The following is a 17,287-nucleotide window of genomic DNA, read 5'->3' on the forward strand; positions in this document are numbered from 1 at the left end:
AGGACAGATAGATGATAGATACACAAGCGATTCTCGATGCATTTCAATTCCGCCATGCCTGTAAAGAATTTGATGCCAGCAAACAGATTCCTGCAGAAGAATTTGAATTGATCCTGGAAGCCGCCCGCCTCTCACCCAGCTCATTCGGCTTTGAGCCCTGGCATTTTATTGTGGTGCAAGATAAAACCCTACGCGAAAGCCTGAAGCAGCATGCCTGGGGCGCGCCGCTCAAGCTGGATACCGCCAGCCACTTTGTCTTGTGTCTGGCCATGAAATCTCCCTTTCTGGACGCAGACAGCCCCTACCTGCCGCAATTCATGCGTGAAGTGCAGCACCATCCGGACGACATCGCCAACATGCGACTGGGCTTTTACAAACAGTTTCAACAGTCTGACTTTGGCCTCACAGACGAGCGCAAACTGTTCGACTGGGCCAGCAAACAATGCTACATCGCGCTGGCCAACATGATGACCGTCGCCGCCATGCGTGGCATAGACAGTTGCCCGATTGAAGGCTTTAAACAACAAGAAACCGAGACCTTGCTGGCAGAGCAGTTTGGCGTAAACCTGCAAGAATATGGACTGGCCTATATGGTCGCCTTTGGTTACCGCAAACATGCACCCAAAGCAAAAACACGCCGTGCCATGGCGCAGGTAGTCACCTGGAAGTGAGCTTACTTGGAGCGTTCGGATACCCCTGCTGAACACTACGCAGTGACACCTTGATTGTTCATGCACGGCGACGCTTCAAGCATTGGCCTCAAAGGGCTATTTAAATGACTTGCCCCCCTTTGCTACAGTCTGATTTCAAAATAAATAAAGGGGTGACGGATGAAATCAGTATTTAAAAATATGTTCGCTTGCAATGTGCTCATGTTGGCAAGTGTTGCGGCCAATGCAACTACAGGTCACTGGGCGTTATCGCACGCTGAGCTTGGCTTCAAGCATGACCATGCGACATGCTCATTAGTGTTGGATGCTTCGAAAAACACCTATTCCAGCATCTCCTTGAACAAGGTGGCTTCTACGGCTGAGGAGCAGGCTGACAGTTCGGATGCAGAAACCATGCTCGCATAAATCTGCGCAAGTCCTGCAGACGCGAGGGACGGGCTCGCGGATATCGAAAATGATGTGAGATCCATGCCGTGCAAATAAAAAGGCCAGTCACTGGCCTTTTTATTTTTTCGCATCCGGTTTTGATTTGCGGCAGCAGCGTTGTAACACTCACTCAAGCTGACTGATTACGCCGCCTCGTTTTTAAAATGTCGGCGCACATACCAGGCTAAAAATAGCACGCCGAGGGCGGCAATCACGTAGTGGGACTCATGGAAGTACACTTTCAAATCTTCCCAATGCTCACCGGCTTTCATGCCCACATACCCTAGCACCCAGCACCAGATCAGTGAGCCGACAAAGGTGTAAGCCACAAACCGCGTCATGTTCATGCGCGCCACCCCGGCCGGGAAAGCGATAAATGTGCGCACGGCGGGCAACAGGCGGGCAATAAAAATAATGATTTCACCATGATCTGCAAACCAGCGGTCCGCCATGTCGAGGTCTTTTTTGCTGATCAGCACATATTTACCGAACTTCTCCACCAGAGGACGACCGCCGTACATGCCGAGGTAATAAGCAGGGATCGAGCCGACGACGCAACCGACAGCGCCTGCCAGCGCAATACCCCACAGCGTTAAATCGCCTTTGCTGACCAGGAATCCGGCAAACGGCATGATGATTTCAGAAGGCAAAGGAATACAGGCGGATTCAATCGCCATCAGCAACACAATGCCGCCATAGCCCATGCTGGCAATCACGGCAATAATCCAGCCCGCCACGGCAGCCACTAATTTTTCTAACATTACATAAATTCCTTCAAAAGGGTTTTCACTAATTCTACACGGTGATTGAGGTTACCAAGCTGCACGGTGACACGTAATTTATCCGGCCCGTTCATGCGGCAGCGCTTGTCGCGTTGCAGCAGATTGATCAGCTTGAGCGGATCGAGATCGGCTTTGACATTAAACTGCAACTGAATGGCTGCGTCAGAGGCATCGATTTTAATAATGCCCAAGGCTTTGGCGGCGATGCGCAAACGGTGGCAGGCAATCAGCGCCTCGCCGGGCTCAGGCAACAGGCCAAAACGGTCGATCAGTTCTTCCTGCATGGCATCCAGCGCGTCGTCGTCGTCGCAGTTGGCCAGGCGTTTATAAATCACCAGCCGCTCGTGCACGTCAGGACAATAATTGTTGGGCAACAAGGCTGGGGTATGCAGATTGATTTCGGTGGTCACCCCCAGTGGCGCATCAAGGTCAGGCTCTTTGCCGGCCTTGAGCTGTTTAACAGCATGATTCAGCATATCGGAATACAAGTTAAAACCGATTTCCTGCATTTCACCGCTCTGGCTGTCGCCCAGCAATTCACCGGCACCGCGGATTTCAAGGTCGTGCATGGCGAGGTGAAAGCCTGCCCCCAGGTCTTCGAGCAGTTGAATCGCGTCTAGCCGTTTTTGTGCTTGCGGCGTGATATTACGGTGCGGATCGGTCAGCAGATAGGTGTAAGCCTGGTGGTGACTGCGACCCACGCGGCCACGTAACTGGTGCAATTGCGCCAGGCCAAACATATCGGCCTTGTTGATGATCATGGTGTTGGCAGTGGGCACGTCGATGCCGGTTTCGACGATGGTCGTACACAGCAACAGGTTGGCGCGTTGCTGGTAAAAGTCGCGCATCACGTGTTCCAGCTCGCGCTCGCGTAACTGGCCGTGGCCAATGACAATGCGGGCTTCGGGCACGATTTTCTCCAGCTTTTCCTTCATGACATAGATGGTATCCACCTCGTTATGCAGAAAATACACCTGGCCGCCGCGCTTGAATTCACGCATGACCGCCTCGCGGATAATGCCGTCCGAATACGGGGTATGGAAGGTTTTAATCGCCAGCCGTTTTTGCGGCGGCGTCGAAATCACTGAGAACTCACGCAGGCCTTCCATGGCCATGCTCAAGGTACGCGGAATCGGCGTGGCGGTCAGCGTCAGCACATCCACCTCGGCACGTAGTGCTTTCATCTGTTCTTTTTGTCGCACGCCAAAACGGTGCTCTTCATCCAGAATCGCTAAACCCAGGTTCTTGAATTTGACGTCTTTCTGAATCAGCCGGTGTGTGCCGATGATGATGTCTATGCTGCCATCGGCCAACCCCTTGATGGCTTCGGCCTGCTCTTTAGCGGTGCGGAAACGGGAAATTTCGGCAACCTTGATTGGCCACTCGGCAAAGCGGTCGACAAAGTTCTGGTAATGCTGCTCGGCCAGCAAGGTGGTCGGCACCAGCACAGCCACCTGGCGGCCACCCATCACTGCGACAAAAGCGGCACGCAGCGCGACCTCTGTTTTGCCAAAGCCAACATCACCGCACACCAGGCGGTCCATGGGGCGGCCAGATTGCATGTCTTTGATGACGGCTTCGATAGCATCGAGCTGGTCTGGCGTCTCTTCAAACGGAAAGCCTTCACAAAAGGCCTCGTAATCATGCAGGCCCAAGGTAAAGGCATGGCCTTTGCGCGCAGCGCGTTGCGCATATAGGTTAAGCAACTCGGCGGCGGTATCGCGAATCTGTTTGAGGGCTTTTTTCTTGGCTTTTTCCCACTGGCCGCTACCTAGTCTGTGCAATGGTGCACTCTCGGGCGGCCCACCGGAATAACGTGAAATCAGAAACAGTTGCGACACCGGCACATACAGTTTGTCTTCGCCAAAATACTCAATCAGCAACAGCTCAGTCTCGCCCTCGCCAAAATCGATATTGACCAGGCCCTTGTAACGCCCCACCCCGTGCTGCTCATGTACCACCGGGTCATCCAGCCGCAGTTCGGACAAGTCTTTGAGCATGCCTTCGGCATTGCGCGCTTTCTCCTGATTGCGGCGGCGCTGCTGGCGCACGGTGCTGGCATACAGCTCGGCCTCGGTGACCACCGCCAATGCGCCCTCGCGCGCATCCTTATCCACCATGCCCTGATGCAAGGGCGCCACGCCCAGCATAACCGGGAAGTTGGATTGTGCAAAGGCGGCCCAGTCTTCAGCCAGTGAAAAACTCAGGCCATGATCGCTGAACAGTTGCGCAATGGTCTCGCGCCGGCCCAGGCTTTCTGCGGCAATCAGCACCCGCCCGTCAAATTGCTGGATAAAGGCTTGCAGTTTGTGCAAGGGCTGCTCGGCACGTCGATCTACATCGACAGGCGGTAAAACGGTTTGTTGGGCAATTTGCTGAGTGACCAGCGCGAAGTCATGCGTGCGCTTAAAAAATTCATCGGCTTTTTGCAACAATGTTTCCGGGCGCAAGATGGGTTTTTCCGCATCATGCGCCATCAGGCGGTAACGCGTACTGGCATCGGCCCAGAATGTTTGTGCGGCCTTGTCCAGGTCCCCATGCAGGCAAAGGACCGTTTGCGCGGGCAAATAATCAAATAGTGTGGCTGTCTGCTCAAAAAACAGCGGCAAATACCATTCGACCCCGCCGCTGGGCGTGCCTTTACTCACATCTTTATAGATTTTGGCGCGTTGCGGGTCGCCCTCAAAGTACTCGCGAAACTGGCTGCGAAAGCGCGTGATCGCCGCTTCATCCATAGGGAACTCGCGCGCAGGCAGCATGCGAATTTCGGGCACCGGATAGACGCTACGCTGGGTGTCGATATCAAACGTGCGTATGGTTTCGATTTCGTCATCGAACAGGTCTATGCGGTAGGGAAAGGCGCTGCCCATGGGGAACAAATCCACCAACCCGCCGCGCACGCTGAACTCACCCGGCGCCATCACCTGGCTCACGTGGTGGTAACCCGCCTGCGCACACTGATTGCGCAACGCCTCCACATCCAGCCGCTGGCCTTTTTTGAGCATAAACGAGTGCGCGGCCAGGTAAGCCACCGGCGGCAGGCGCAATAATGCGGTCGCCATCGGCACAATCACCACATTGCTCTGGTTTTGGCTCAGTTGATACAAGGTTGCCAGGCGCTCAGAAATCAAGTCTGGATGCGGGGAAAATACGTCATACGGCAGGGTTTCCCAGTCTGGCAGCAAGTGCACGGCAATCTCTTTGCCAAAAAACGGGATTTCGTCCATCAGCCGTTGTGCTTCAAACGCACTCGCCGTTAAAACGACCAGGGGCGTGTTTGTTGCTTTTAAACCACAAGCCAGCTCGGCTAATGCCTGGCTATCCAGGCCCTGACTTTGAAAAGAAAAGCGCTGCGGATGCCCGATCACGGGGAGTGAAACTGCCATAAAAAATTAGACTCTTATTGCTCAGGTTAGATGAGTATTTGTTGGCGAATCTGCCGAGTTTGCTATTATAACTGCAAGCGTCGATCGGCTGTCATTGAATGACACCTAAGACGCCCGAGCGAATAAAATGTATGACCCCAGCACGGAGATGATAAAGATGAATGACAAACAAGCCGTCGCGCTGGAAGCTGCCAGCTACGTCAAAGACGAGATGATCGTAGGCCTGGGCACAGGATCTACCGCCAATTACTTTATTGAAGCGCTGGCGCAACGCCAGCAGCAAGGCCTGCGGGTGACCACGGTTGCCAGCTCCACCATCAGCATGATCAAGGCGCAAAACGTTGGCTTGACCGTGCTTGGCCTGCAACAGCTCAGCCAGATAGACCTTTATGTGGACGGCGCGGATGAAATCACGCCCGACAACACGCTGCTCAAGGGCCGCGGCTATGATCTGGTCATGGAAAAACTGCTGGCCAAGGCGGCCAAACAGTTTATTGTGGTGGCAGATAAGAGCAAGCTGGTGCCTCATATTGGCCAGAACTACCCTATCCCGATTGAAGTGATGCCTTTTGCCTGGCAAGCGGCCAAGCGCAGCATTGAAGCCATCGGCGGCACCGGAGAGCTACGGCCCAATGTGGCCAAAGACGGCTTGTGCATGACCAGCCACGGCAGTCTGGTGCTGGATATGCACTTTGAGGCTGGCCTGGATGCGCATAGCCTCAACGCAGCACTGAACAATATCCCCGGCGTGGTTGAGCATGGTATTTTTGCCAAACTAGCCACAACCATCCTGATTGCAGATCAGGGTCAGATCGCAACACGGGTTTAACTGGCGGCATTTCACTGCCGCTTTGCTGGCTCATGCGTTTTCTCTCTGCCCATTTGGTTCGCGCCGTATGGTTAACGGCCCTGCTCTGCCTGGGGCTCAGTGCGTGTAGCGATAATAGTGATACCAAGCCAGCCACACGCGCCAAACCCAAGCCGGATCCTTACACCATTCGCTTTGTCACGATCAACAGCCCCAGCACCTACTTTATCGACAGCCAGAACAATTACGCCGGTCTGGAATATGACCTGGCCAAACGCTTTGTCGAGTTTTTGGGGCCGCCGTATAAGCTCGAATTCGTGGTGGTAGACAGCTTTTCCAAAGTGTTCCCTACCCTGCTCAAAGGCGACGCCGACATTGCCGCCGCCGACATTAGTATCACCCCTGCGCGTAAACGCCAAGTGTTGTTTGGACCGGCCTTTAACCAGGTGCAGTCCATGGTGGTGTTTAACCGCGACAAGAACAGTGAGCCGACTCATGCCAATGCGCTTTTGAATAAACGCATTGTGCTACCCAAAAGCACCAGTTTTGTTGAACGCATGCGCGAGCTGCAGGCCAAGTATCCGGGCCTGACCTGGAAAGAGTCCGACAAAATGAGCTCAGAGCAACTGATTGAAGCGGTGGCACGCAATGAGATCGACTTTACCGTGGCAGACAATCACCTGCTGGCGATCTTGCAATATAACTATCCGCAGCTGGATGCTGGCATGATGCTGGGCCAGGCCGACAAAATCGCCTGGGCACTAAACAAACTGCATGGCGAACCGCGGCTCAAACAAGTACAGGCTTTTTTCAAGCAGATCGAAAAAAATGGCGTACTACGCAACTTGGTTGACCGCTATCACGGCCATACCAAACGTTTAAAACCGGTTGATGTGGTTACCTTCCTCACCAAGTCGCAAACCTTGCTGCCCAGGTATGTCCGCCTGTTTAAAAACGCGCAGGAAATCACCGACATCGACTGGCGACTGCTGGCCGCGCTCAGCTACCAGGAATCTCACTGGGATAATTACAGCACCTCGCCCACCAATGTACGCGGGCTCATGATGCTCACCGAACAAACCTCCAACATGATGAACGTCACCGACCGGCTAGACCCCAAGCAAAGCGTGATGGCTGGCGCCAAGTTTTTTCTATGGATGAAAGACCGCATTCCCGCACGCATCCCTGAACCTGACCGTACCTTTATGACCCTGGCCGCCTATAACAACGGCGTCGGCCACCTCGAAGATGCCCGCATCATCGCCCAGCGCCTGGGCCTCAATCCCGATAGCTGGGCAGACGTCAAACGCGGCTACCAACTGCTCAATGATCCCACCCACTACGTTAACGCCAAACATGGCTACTGTAGCTGCGGCGCGCCCGTGATCTATACCGAGCTGGTCAGAAGCTATTACCAGATCATGCAAAAATACTTCCCGCCCTACGACCCTGGCGTAGACCCATACAAAATTGCAGACGTAAAAATGCCCTGGTTGTTGGCCAGGGCATCTTGAGTTTGCAAAACCGGACGAATTACAAAGTCAGCAGCGTTTTGCCACCCATGTAAGCCTGTAGGGCTTTGGGAATATTCACCGTGCCATCAGCGTTCTGGTTATTTTCCAGCACTGCCACCAGTGTACGGCCCACAGCCAGACCAGAACCATTCAAGGTATGCAACAACTCAGGCTTGCCATTGGCATTACGGAAACGGGCCTGCAAACGGCGCGCCTGGAAGGCTTCGCAGTTGGAGACAGATGAAATTTCACGGTAGGTATTCTGTGCGGGCAACCAGACTTCGAGGTCATAGGTTTTCGCAGCGCCAAAGCCCATATCGCCTGTACAAAGCGAGACAACACGGTATGGCAGTTCGAGTGCCTGCAAAATAGCCTCGGCGTGGCCGACCATTTCTTCCAGCGCTTGATAGCTGGTGTCAGGATGCACAATCTGCACCATCTCGACTTTATCAAACTGGTGCTGGCGGATCATGCCTTTGGTATCTTTACCATAAGACCCGGCCTCTGATCGGAAGCATGGGGTATGCGCGGTCAGCTTGATCGGCAGGCTGTCCATGGCGACAATTTCATCCCGCACCGTATTGGTCAGCGTAACTTCTGAAGTCGGGATCAGGTAGAGCTTGCTGTCATTGTGGGCGGTAGAGAACAAATCTTCTTCAAACTTGGGCAATTGACCGGTACCAATTAAGGTCTCGCGGTTGACCATATACGGCGTATAGCACTCCGTATAGCCATGTTTCTCGGTTTGGGTGTCCAGCATAAACTGGGCAATCGCGCGGTGCAGTTTGGCAATCTGACCTTTCATAAAGGTGAAACGCGCGCCTGAGAGCTTGGCTCCTGTATCAAAATCCAGCCCTAGTGCCGCACCGACATCAGCGTGGTCTTTGACTGCAAAGTCAAACTGGCGTGGCGTGCCCCAGCGACGCACTTCGACGTTTTGGGTTTCATCCTGCCCGACCGGCACGCTCTCATGCGGCAGGTTAGGCACGTTTTGCATGAGCGCCAGCATGCTCGCTTGCACTTCATTGAGTTGTGCCTCGGCCGCTTTCAGCGCATCGCCCAAACCAGCTACCTCGGCCAGAATCGCACTGGCATCTTCGCCTTTGGATTTGGCGATGCCGATTTGCTTGGAGGCTGCATTGCGTTTGGCCTGCAGGTTTTCGGTATTGGTCTGAATGGTTTTACGCTGGGCCTCGAGCGCTTTAAACTCTTCTGCGGGGAATACAAATTTCCGTGCCGCCAGACGGGCAACCACGTTATCCAAATCATTTCTAAGCTGTTGAATGTCTAACATTATTTTTTCGCTTTGCTTTTTAAGTATTGCTGATCAAGGTCTTTAAGTTGATTGAGTTTCTCGCTTATTTTACCTTCCAATCCACGCGGTGTGGGCTGGTAAAATTGTGGCGGATCCATGTCATCAGGGAAGTATTGTTCGCCTGCGGCGTAAGCACCAGGTTCATTGTGCGCATAGCGGTATTCTTTGCCATAGTCGAGCGCTTTCATGAGTTTGGTGGGCGCATTTCTCAAATGCAAGGGCACGTTGCGGGACTTGTCTTGCGCCACAAACGCCTTGGCCTGATTGTAGGCCATATAGCCTGCATTACTTTTAGCTGCTACGGCCAGGTAAATCACGGCTTGCGCCAGCGCCAGCTCGCCTTCTGGGCTGCCCAACCGCTCAAACGTCAAAGCGGCATCATTGGCAATCTGCATGGCGCGTGGATCAGCCAATCCAATATCTTCCCAAGCCATGCGGATAATGCGACGGGCCAGATACAGTGGCTCAGCGCCGCCATCGAGCATGCGCATGAGCCAGTACAAGGCGGCATCCGGATTGGAGCCGCGCACGGATTTGTGCAGGGCAGAAATCTGGTCATAGAACGCCTCGCCACCTTTATCAAAGCGGCGCAGCTTGCTGGCCATGGTGGACTGCAAAAAGGATTCATCTATGCGATCGACTTTGGCTGCAATGGCGCCGTTAAACAGGCCTTCAGCAAAATTAAGCAGGCGTCTGGCGTCACCATCGGCATAGGCGAGCACCTGTTCTTGCACCGCCTCATCTAGGGCAACAGCAGGTGCGACTTTTAAGCGCGCACGCTCAAGCAATTGCGCCAGCTCGTCTTCATTAAGTGCATTGAGTACAAACACCTGCGCCCGGCTCAGCAACGCGCTATTGACTTCAAATGAGGGGTTTTCGGTGGTGGCGCCAATAAAGGTGATCAGCCCACTTTCGACATAAGGCAAAAACGCATCCTGCTGCCCTTTGTTAAAGCGGTGAACCTCATCGACAAACAGAATGGTATTGCGACCCGTTTGTTGCAAGGTGAGTTCTGCACGCTCAACGGCTTCGCGGATATCTTTAATGCCGGATAGCACGGCAGAGAGCGGCACAAATTCGGTATCCGCAGTTTGCGCAATCAGGCGCGCCAATGTGGTTTTACCCACCCCTGGTGGGCCCCATAAAATCATCGAGGGCAACTTGCCGGATTCAAATGCGCGTCGCAACGGCTTGCCCTCACCGAGCAGGTGGGTTTGCCCGACCACTTCAGACAATGTTTTTGGTCGTAGCTGCTCAGCAAGTGGAATACTGGAGGGAGTTTGCGGTTCAAACAGGGATGACATGATGATTCTGGCGCGGTCTACTGGCTACTCGCCAACGACATCCACCCCTTTGGGCACAGTAAACAAAAACTGGTTGGCGTTGAGGTTGGGGTTCACTTCCACGTTTGAAAACACGATATGCGTGCTTTGACCAAACGCATCCACCAGACGCATTTCAGCCAGCTTGCCTTGGCTGAAGGAAATGATCACCACCTGAAAACCACTGTCTTTTTGAATTGGCTTGGCCTGTACCCGTTGCAAGCCCTCAAAATCGAGCAAGCGAGTGAGACGGAAGCTCTCTTCCACATTAGGACCACCTGCCAGCAAAGCCGCCGGACTGGTGCCTAATACTTTATCTACCGTACGCAGCGTGACTTGCTGCAAGTCGACATCAAACAAAAACACCTGTCGGCCATCGCTGATGATTTGCTGCTCGTAAGGCTTTTGATAATCCCAGCGGAATTTGTTGGGCCGCTGCAATAGCATGGTGCCGTTGACCTCTTGCAGCTTGCGACCTTTTTGGTCAAACACGGTCTGCTTGAAGTTGGCGCGCATGGCTTGCGTGCTCTGGTAGAACTGCTTTAAATCATCGACACCATCGGCAAATGCCGTTGAAATGAAACATACGCTGCATAACGCCAGCAGCACTCGGGTAAATACTTTATTCATGGTCTCCTCCGGCTTTCACTAATACCTCACGGTTGCCATTGCTTTGCATGGCAGAGACCAGTCCGGCACGTTCCATATCTTCGATCAGGCGGGCAGCGCGGTTGTAGCCTATGCGCAATTGACGCTGCACCGATGAGATAGAAGCGCGGCGAGTTTTGAGCACAATCGCCACTGCTTCATCATACAGCGGGTCTTTTTCGCCGCCCGCACTGGCCTCGCCACCACCCAGGCTATCCAGGTCGCCGCCTTCGGTCTCATTGGTGAGAATGCCTTCAATGTAGTTTGGTTCGCCTTGCGCCTTGAGGAAGTTAACCACGTTATGCACTTCGCCATCACTGACGAATGCACCGTGAATCCGTTGCGGATAGCCGCTACCGGGCGGCAGATACAGCATATCCCCCTGGCCGAGCAAAGTTTCGGCGCCCATTTGGTCGAGAATGGTACGCGAGTCTATCTTGCTCGATACCTGGAATGCCACGCGTGTGGGTACGTTGGCTTTAATCAGGCCGGTAATCACATCTACCGAAGGGCGTTGCGTGGCCAACACCAGATGAATGCCTGAGGCACGGGCTTTTTGCGCCAAGCGTGCAATCAGTTCTTCTACCTTTTTGCCCACCACCATCATCAGGTCAGCCAGCTCATCGATCACGACCACGATCAACGGCATTTCATCGAGTGGCTCCGGCTCGTCCGGTGTCAAACTAAATGGATGCGGGATCGAAGTACCCTGTTTTTTCGCATCGACAATTTTCTGGTTATAGCCAGCCAGGTTACGCACACCCAGCGTAGACATCAGTTTATAGCGACGCTCCATCTCGGCCACACACCAGTTGAGAGCATTGGCGGCCTGACGCATATCGGTCACCACCGGCGCCAACAAATGCGGAATACCCTCATACACAGACAATTCCAGCATTTTCGGGTCAATCAGGATCATGCGCACGCGGCTGGCTTCCGCTTTGTACAACAAACTCAAAATCAGCGCATTAATCGCCACCGACTTACCAGAACCGGTGGTCCCCGCTACCAGCACATGCGGCATTTTCGCCAGGTCGGCCACAATCGGCTTGCCGGCAATGTCTTTACCCATGGCAATCGCGAGCGGCGAATTTAAATCGGCATAAGCCTGGCTACCCATAATCTCGGTGAGTGACACGATCTGGCGTTTGGGGTTAGGGATTTCCAGCCCCATATAGCTTTTGCCAGGAATCGTCTCGACCACCCGCACGCTGATCACGGACAAGGCTCGCGCCAAATCTTTAGACAGGTTAGTGATCTGGCTGCCTTTGACACCAGGTGCCGGATCCAGCTCATAACGCGTAATCACCGGACCAGGCTGCGCAGTGACCACCTTAACCTCGATGCCAAAATCCATGAGCTTGCGCTCAATCAGGCGCGAGGTGAAGTCCAGCGTTTCTGCCGATTGCAACTCCACCGACTGGTTAGGCGCATCCAGCAAATGCAACGGTGGCAGGCCTTCCTGCTCTATGGCCTCAAACAACACCGCCTGTTTCTCTTTGACCACGCGCTCGCTTGGCGCGATGGCAACCTCAGGCACAGTAATCTCCACTGGCTTGCGGTCTTCAATGCGCTTGCGTTCCGCTTCGACAAACTCTTCACGCGCCTGCAACACCTGGCGGCCAACTTGACGGTCTTGCCAGTCCTGGTATTTCAATACGCTCCATTGGTAAAACTGAATGACCCACTCACCGAGCCGTTCGCTAATGGTGATCAGCGACCAGCCGGTAAACAGGCTAAAGGCCGTTGCAAATAACACCAGCAACAACATGGTCGATCCGGCAAAACCAAACATATTGCGCAGGAGATGGTCGATGCCGCTACCGATCACCCCACCCTGCTTGAGTGGAAAATCAGCAGGTAAACTCACCAGATGCCCAGACTCCAGGGCTGCAGAAGCGAGTAACATCAAGGCAAACCCTACAGCATTCAACCACCAATCCTGCTTTTCAGCCGCATTCTGGTGCAGCCGCTGATACATGAGCCACACTACAAAAAAAGCCAACACCACAAACCACCAGGAAGAAAATCCAAACAGAGACAGAAAAATATCGGCCATCCAGGCGCCTACCGTGCCGCCTGCATTGTGAATGCGGTCACTCTCGCCCACTGCGTGCGTCCAGCCTGGATCTTCATGCGAGTAAGTCAGTAAAATCACCGCCAAAAAAACACCGAGTGCCGCCAGCGCAATCCAGGCAACTTCACGGATAAGCTTGGCGTCGCGCAGCTGTTTTTCCGTCGAGACTTTTTCCAGACGGACATTAGCGGCTTTTTTCTTATTAAAAAACAATATGTTGTCTCTTTCTCTGCAAGAGTGAACTTAAATGATTATAGCAAAATCAAATTGCAGACAGGGGAACGAGGTTCTAAAATACCCTAATCACTCACAAGGAGAGCTCATGGATATCGGAATTAACAATGAAAACCGCCAGGAAATCGCGCAAGGCTTGTCCAAGCTGCTGGCAGACACTTACACGTTATATCTCAAAACGCACTATTTTCATTGGAACGTCACTGGCCCGATGTTCAATACCTTGCATTTGATGTTTGAAACACAGTACACCGAGCTCGCATTGGCCGTAGACCTGGTGGCTGAGCGTATCCGTTCACTGGGCGTGTATGCGCCAGGCACTTACGCACAATTTTCCAAGTTGACTTCCATCGAAGAAACCGTGGACGTGCCTAAAGCCAACGACATGATCAGCGAACTGGTGGCTGGTCACGAAGCGGTTTGCCGCACAGCACGTAGCGTGTTCCCGGCAGCCGAGAAAGCCTCCGACGAAGCCACGGCTGACTTGCTAACCCAACGCCTGCAGGTGCATGAAAAGACAGCTTGGATGCTAAGAAGCTTGTTGGAAAAATAATTCCGAGCAGTCTTTCAATGTAGGCTAACCTGCTGGTGATGTCGGAACTAAAAAACTGAATAGATGTTACGTAGCTTATTAGAAAAATAAGCTACGGATGCAGTTTTTCGTTGTAGGCTCACTCGGCGTAACCGATGTTAAGCAAAGCGGCCTAAGCCACAAAACTGCTTGGATGCTAAGAAGCTTGCTGAAAAAATCTTTATATATTGATCACTTGACTGGAAGATGACCATTTTAAAAACCCATGGTCATCCCCATCTGAATAAAAATAACCTTCCTGAATGGAATTTTCACCATGGCAACTAAACACGCCCGTTTAATGATTCTTGGCTCCGGCCCTGCCGGGTATACGGCAGCCGTCTATGCGGCTCGCGCCAACCTCAACCCGGTTTTAATCACTGGGCTCGCCCAAGGCGGCCAGCTCATGACCACCACCGAAGTCGATAACTGGCCTGCAGATGCCAACGGCGTCATGGGTCCGGAACTGATGGCGCGCTTTCAGCAACATGCCGAGCGCTTTAACACCGAGATGATTTTTGACCACATTCATACCACCCATCTCACAGAAAAACCGATTCGTTTGGTGGGCGACAGTGGCGAGTACACCTGCGATGCACTGATTATTGCAACTGGCGCTTCTGCCAAATACCTGGGCCTGCCCAGCGAAGAAGCGTTTGCTGGCAAGGGCGTGTCTGCCTGTGCCACCTGTGACGGCTTCTTCTACCGCAACCAGGAGGTCGCCGTAGTGGGTGGCGGCAACACCGCAGTGGAAGAAACGCTTTATCTGGCAAACATTGCCAGCAAGGTTACCCTGGTTCACCGCCGTGACAAATTCAAGGCCGAAGCCATTCTGGTGGATAAGCTGATGGAGCGCGTGAAAGAAGGCAAAGTGGTGCTGGAAACCTTCCAGACGCTGGACGAAGTGCTTGGTGACAACACGGGCGTGACGGGCATGCGTCTGAAAGACGTCAATTCTGGCACCACCAAAGACATTCCCCTCAAAGGCGTGTTTATTGCCATTGGTCACCAGCCGAATACGCAAATCTTTGAAGGCCAGCTGGAGATGGAGGGTGGTTATATCGTCACCCAGGCAGGCCGCCAGGGCAATTTCACAGCCACCAGCATCCCCGGTGTATTTGCTGCGGGCGATGTGCAAGACCATATTTACCGCCAGGCAGTCACCAGCGCCGGCACCGGTTGTATGGCCGCGCTAGATGCCGAGCGCTATCTGACCAGTCTGGAATAAATCCAGCAGCAATCGTGAAGAAGCGCACCCCGGTGCGCTTTTTTATTTTAAAATCGGGTTATGTCACAAGAACATCCGGACAACGATGAAAATGATGTGTCACTGTTTTACGAAGCAGTCAAAGGCGCACGTCCGGTCAAAACCAACCGCGTTTCCCATGCGCCCAAAAAACCCAAACCGATTCCGCGCCAACTGATCCGCGATGAAAAACAGGCACTGATCGATTCGCTCAGCGACCACTACATCCCTGCCTACGAACTCGAAAGCGGCGAAGAATTACTGTATTTGCGCGAAGGCCAATCGCCGATGGTGTTAAGCAAACTGCGCCGTGGTCATTGGGTGGTGCAAGCGCATATCGACTTGCATGGCCTGATCAGTGATGAGGCCAGGGTCACGGTCTCTGAATTTATTGCCGGCTGTAAAAAACGTGGGCTGCGTTGTGTACGCATCGTGCATGGCAAAGGCCTGGGCTCGCGCAATAAAGAGCCTGTGCTTAAACACAAATTACGCAATTGGCTCATGCAAAAAGACGAAGTGATTGCCTATGCTCAGGCACGGGCCAATGATGGCGGCAGCGGGGCCGTGATCGTCTTGCTCAAAGCATAAACGCGCTGCCATCTCTGGCAACGCGTCATGAGCCTCAATCAGAAACTTACCAATATTGTGGATATGGATGGTGGCGCGGACCATGTCCTCTCATGGCGGCTGGACGGTAGACTGGTGCTGGCATCGGCTGTACCTGTGCGACATTTGGCCTCACCATCACCGCCACTTCCAGCGTTGGGCCGGGATCGCGGTCCATCATGGTAGCGTATTGGCGGCCCTGATATTCATAATTCACCAGATAGCCCGTGGTCACGGTTTGCCACTGGTCCACCATCACACATTGCTGCACGGGGCGGGTGACAACACGTTCATTGCCATAGGGATTCTGGTTGTCCACGCGGTCACCGACAATGGCGCCTACCCCGGCACCAACAGCGGCCGCTGCCACGCGGCCACCACCCCGGCCTATGGTGCTGCCCAGCAAACCACCTGCCACGCCACCAATAATGGCGCCGGTGTTAGATCGCGCTGGCGCCTGATAAACACTCTCATTGATGTATTCAGTGCGGCACTCCTGACGTGGCTGATTGACTTGTTGCACCTGGGGTGCCACCGACAGCACCCGCGCCCGGTCTATATATTCGGCATCGGCAAATGCAGCCTGGCTGGCCAGCAACATCCAGGCACTGATTGCGATAGTTTTACGCACGTTGTTTCTCCTCTCAACATTCACACTGCATGTGGCAGTTGAGATTGATAACGTGCAGGCTGTTCAGTGCGATGACGCACAGACAGGACGCCGTGAGCAAAATTTTGTATCAGCGTGGATACAAGCAGGTTATTGATTGCTATTGGCCAGCTTGAGCAACTCGCCGCGTTGCTGGATTTCAATCACGCCGCGTCCCATGGTCAACCAGCCTTTTTGTTCCAGGCGCTTAAGCTGGCGGCTGATGACTTCACGCGCGGTGCCCAATTCGTCAGCGATCTGCTGATGGGTGCGCTGTATGGTGTTATTGCCCATGTCCAACAGCCACTTGGCCAGGCGTGCATCCAGCGTCTGAAAAGCGACTTCATCCAGCAACACAATGAGGTCGCTGATCAGTGCGCCGTAGTTCTGCATGACGTATTGCCTGAACACCGGCGAATCAATCATGAGTTTATGAAAAATGGCTTCCGGGATAATCACATCCTGAATGTCATCCTCAACCACGGTAGAGGCCGGATATTGGCTATTGCCTAACAGGCAAGTTGTCGTGATCACACAGGTTTCACCGGCACCCACGCGATAAAGCACGATTTCACGCCCGCTGGCTGACATTTTATAAACGCGCGAGCGCCCTTTTAAACGCAGCACATAGCCGCCGCAATGGTCACCTTCGCGATAGCCAATCGCACGAACCGGCGCCTCTACAATGCGCGCATACTGCGAAACCAGTTTTTTTGCAGAGTCTTCCAATGCTTCCAGTTCTGGAAACAGACTGATCCATCCTAATGATTGCATCATCCCAATATCCCCATTCGTTCATTTTTTTGCTTGTCATACCTGCATGACAGCCACTTTTTTATGTACTGCACTTTATCACAGTTTGATTTGCATCCCTGTTTCAGATGGATTTGGCATGTGAACGTGCGATGGCAACTTGGTAGAGGTCGAGGGTCATCGTCATAGGATTTACCGCAAGCTTGCCCCAAAAATATGCAAATTGGATTAAGTTGATAACGCACCCCGTCAGTCCATCACCCGTAACACACAAAAAGT

Annotated in this window: 15 protein-coding genes; 7 read left to right on the forward strand and 8 right to left on the reverse strand. The window is 53.3% G+C overall.

The features are described 5' to 3' along the window. Positions 1–11 precede the first annotated feature (11 nt). Together ACT53C_RS11140 and ACT53C_RS11145 are read left to right on the forward strand one after the other, a co-directional pair. Positions 12–671, forward strand: coding sequence for an NAD(P)H-dependent oxidoreductase (locus tag ACT53C_RS11140; RefSeq protein WP_194747080.1), 660 nt, complete (start codon positions 12–14; stop codon positions 669–671). 159 nt (positions 672–830) lie between these two features. Continuing rightward, entirely contained in the window at positions 831–1,076 is a 246-nt protein-coding gene (locus ACT53C_RS11145) for a hypothetical protein (RefSeq protein WP_476146180.1), read from the forward strand. A 164-nt stretch (positions 1,077–1,240) separates the two neighbouring features. On the opposite strand, the gene ACT53C_RS11150 is transcribed toward ACT53C_RS11145, so the two are convergent. Continuing rightward, positions 1,241–1,858, reverse strand: a complete 618-nt coding sequence (locus ACT53C_RS11150; RefSeq protein WP_476146182.1) for a DedA family protein — start codon at positions 1,856–1,858, stop codon at positions 1,241–1,243. After that, positions 1,858–5,265 carry a transcription-repair coupling factor gene (gene mfd, locus ACT53C_RS11155; RefSeq protein ID WP_379077656.1) on the reverse strand — a complete coding sequence of 1,136 codons (3,408 nt, stop codon included), beginning with the start codon at positions 5,263–5,265 and terminating at the stop codon, positions 1,858–1,860. Before mfd ends, ACT53C_RS11150 begins: the two co-directional genes overlap by 1 nt. 157 nt (positions 5,266–5,422) lie before the next feature. Here mfd and rpiA point away from each other — a divergent pair, with 157 nt between their 5' ends. Further along, the gene (gene rpiA / locus ACT53C_RS11160; protein WP_476146184.1) at positions 5,423–6,094 is read left to right on the forward strand and encodes a ribose-5-phosphate isomerase RpiA; all 672 of its coding nucleotides are present in this window, start codon (positions 5,423–5,425) and stop codon (positions 6,092–6,094) included. Positions 6,095–6,126: 32 nt separating this feature from the next. Continuing rightward, positions 6,127–7,587, forward strand: coding sequence for a membrane-bound lytic murein transglycosylase MltF (mltF, locus tag ACT53C_RS11165; protein WP_476146186.1), 1,461 nt, complete (start codon positions 6,127–6,129; stop codon positions 7,585–7,587). A 19-nt stretch (positions 7,588–7,606) separates the two neighbouring features. Here mltF and serS read toward each other — a convergent pair whose 3' ends face one another. The 4 genes from serS to ACT53C_RS11185 are packed head-to-tail and all read right to left on the reverse strand — an operon-like array spanning position 7,607 to position 13,162. Further along, on the reverse strand, positions 7,607–8,881 hold the full coding sequence (gene serS, locus ACT53C_RS11170) for a serine--tRNA ligase (protein ID WP_476146188.1): 1,275 nt from the start codon (positions 8,879–8,881) through the stop codon (positions 7,607–7,609). After that, positions 8,881–10,206, reverse strand: coding sequence for a replication-associated recombination protein A (locus ACT53C_RS11175; RefSeq protein WP_476146190.1), 1,326 nt, complete (start codon positions 10,204–10,206; stop codon positions 8,881–8,883). Before ACT53C_RS11175 ends, serS begins: the two co-directional genes overlap by 1 nt. Positions 10,207–10,230: 24 nt before the next feature. After that, positions 10,231–10,854, reverse strand: a complete 624-nt coding sequence (lolA, locus tag ACT53C_RS11180; protein ID WP_476146192.1) for an outer membrane lipoprotein periplasmic chaperone LolA — start codon at positions 10,852–10,854, stop codon at positions 10,231–10,233. Then, on the reverse strand, positions 10,847–13,162 hold the full coding sequence (locus tag ACT53C_RS11185) for a DNA translocase FtsK (RefSeq protein ID WP_476146194.1): 2,316 nt from the start codon (positions 13,160–13,162) through the stop codon (positions 10,847–10,849). Before ACT53C_RS11185 ends, lolA begins: the two co-directional genes overlap by 8 nt. 109 nt (positions 13,163–13,271) lie before the next feature. On the opposite strand from ACT53C_RS11185, the gene ACT53C_RS11190 reads away from it, so the two are divergent. The 3 genes from ACT53C_RS11190 (at position 13,272) to ACT53C_RS11200 (ending at position 15,588) form a co-directional block, all read left to right on the forward strand. Next, entirely contained in the window at positions 13,272–13,736 is a 465-nt protein-coding gene (locus ACT53C_RS11190; RefSeq protein WP_194747090.1) for a Dps family protein, read from the forward strand. A 295-nt stretch (positions 13,737–14,031) separates the two neighbouring features. Further along, complete coding sequence (gene trxB, locus ACT53C_RS11195; protein WP_194747091.1) at positions 14,032–14,982, forward strand: thioredoxin-disulfide reductase; 951 nt, start codon at positions 14,032–14,034, stop codon at positions 14,980–14,982. A gap of 60 nt (positions 14,983–15,042) precedes the next feature. Beyond that, complete coding sequence (locus ACT53C_RS11200) at positions 15,043–15,588, forward strand: Smr/MutS family protein (RefSeq protein WP_194747092.1); 546 nt, start codon at positions 15,043–15,045, stop codon at positions 15,586–15,588. Positions 15,589–15,634: 46 nt separating this feature from the next. Here ACT53C_RS11200 and ACT53C_RS11205 read toward each other — a convergent pair whose 3' ends face one another. Beyond that, positions 15,635–16,237, reverse strand: a complete 603-nt coding sequence (locus ACT53C_RS11205) for a glycine zipper 2TM domain-containing protein (RefSeq protein WP_379077639.1) — start codon at positions 16,235–16,237, stop codon at positions 15,635–15,637. Between the two features lie 129 nt (positions 16,238–16,366). Then, a complete protein-coding gene (locus tag ACT53C_RS11210; RefSeq protein WP_476146198.1) occupies positions 16,367–17,032 on the reverse strand; it encodes a Crp/Fnr family transcriptional regulator in 666 nt (221 codons plus the stop codon). Positions 17,033–17,287 lie beyond the last annotated feature (255 nt).

Source organism: Methylophilus sp. DMC14, from assembly GCF_056314085.1.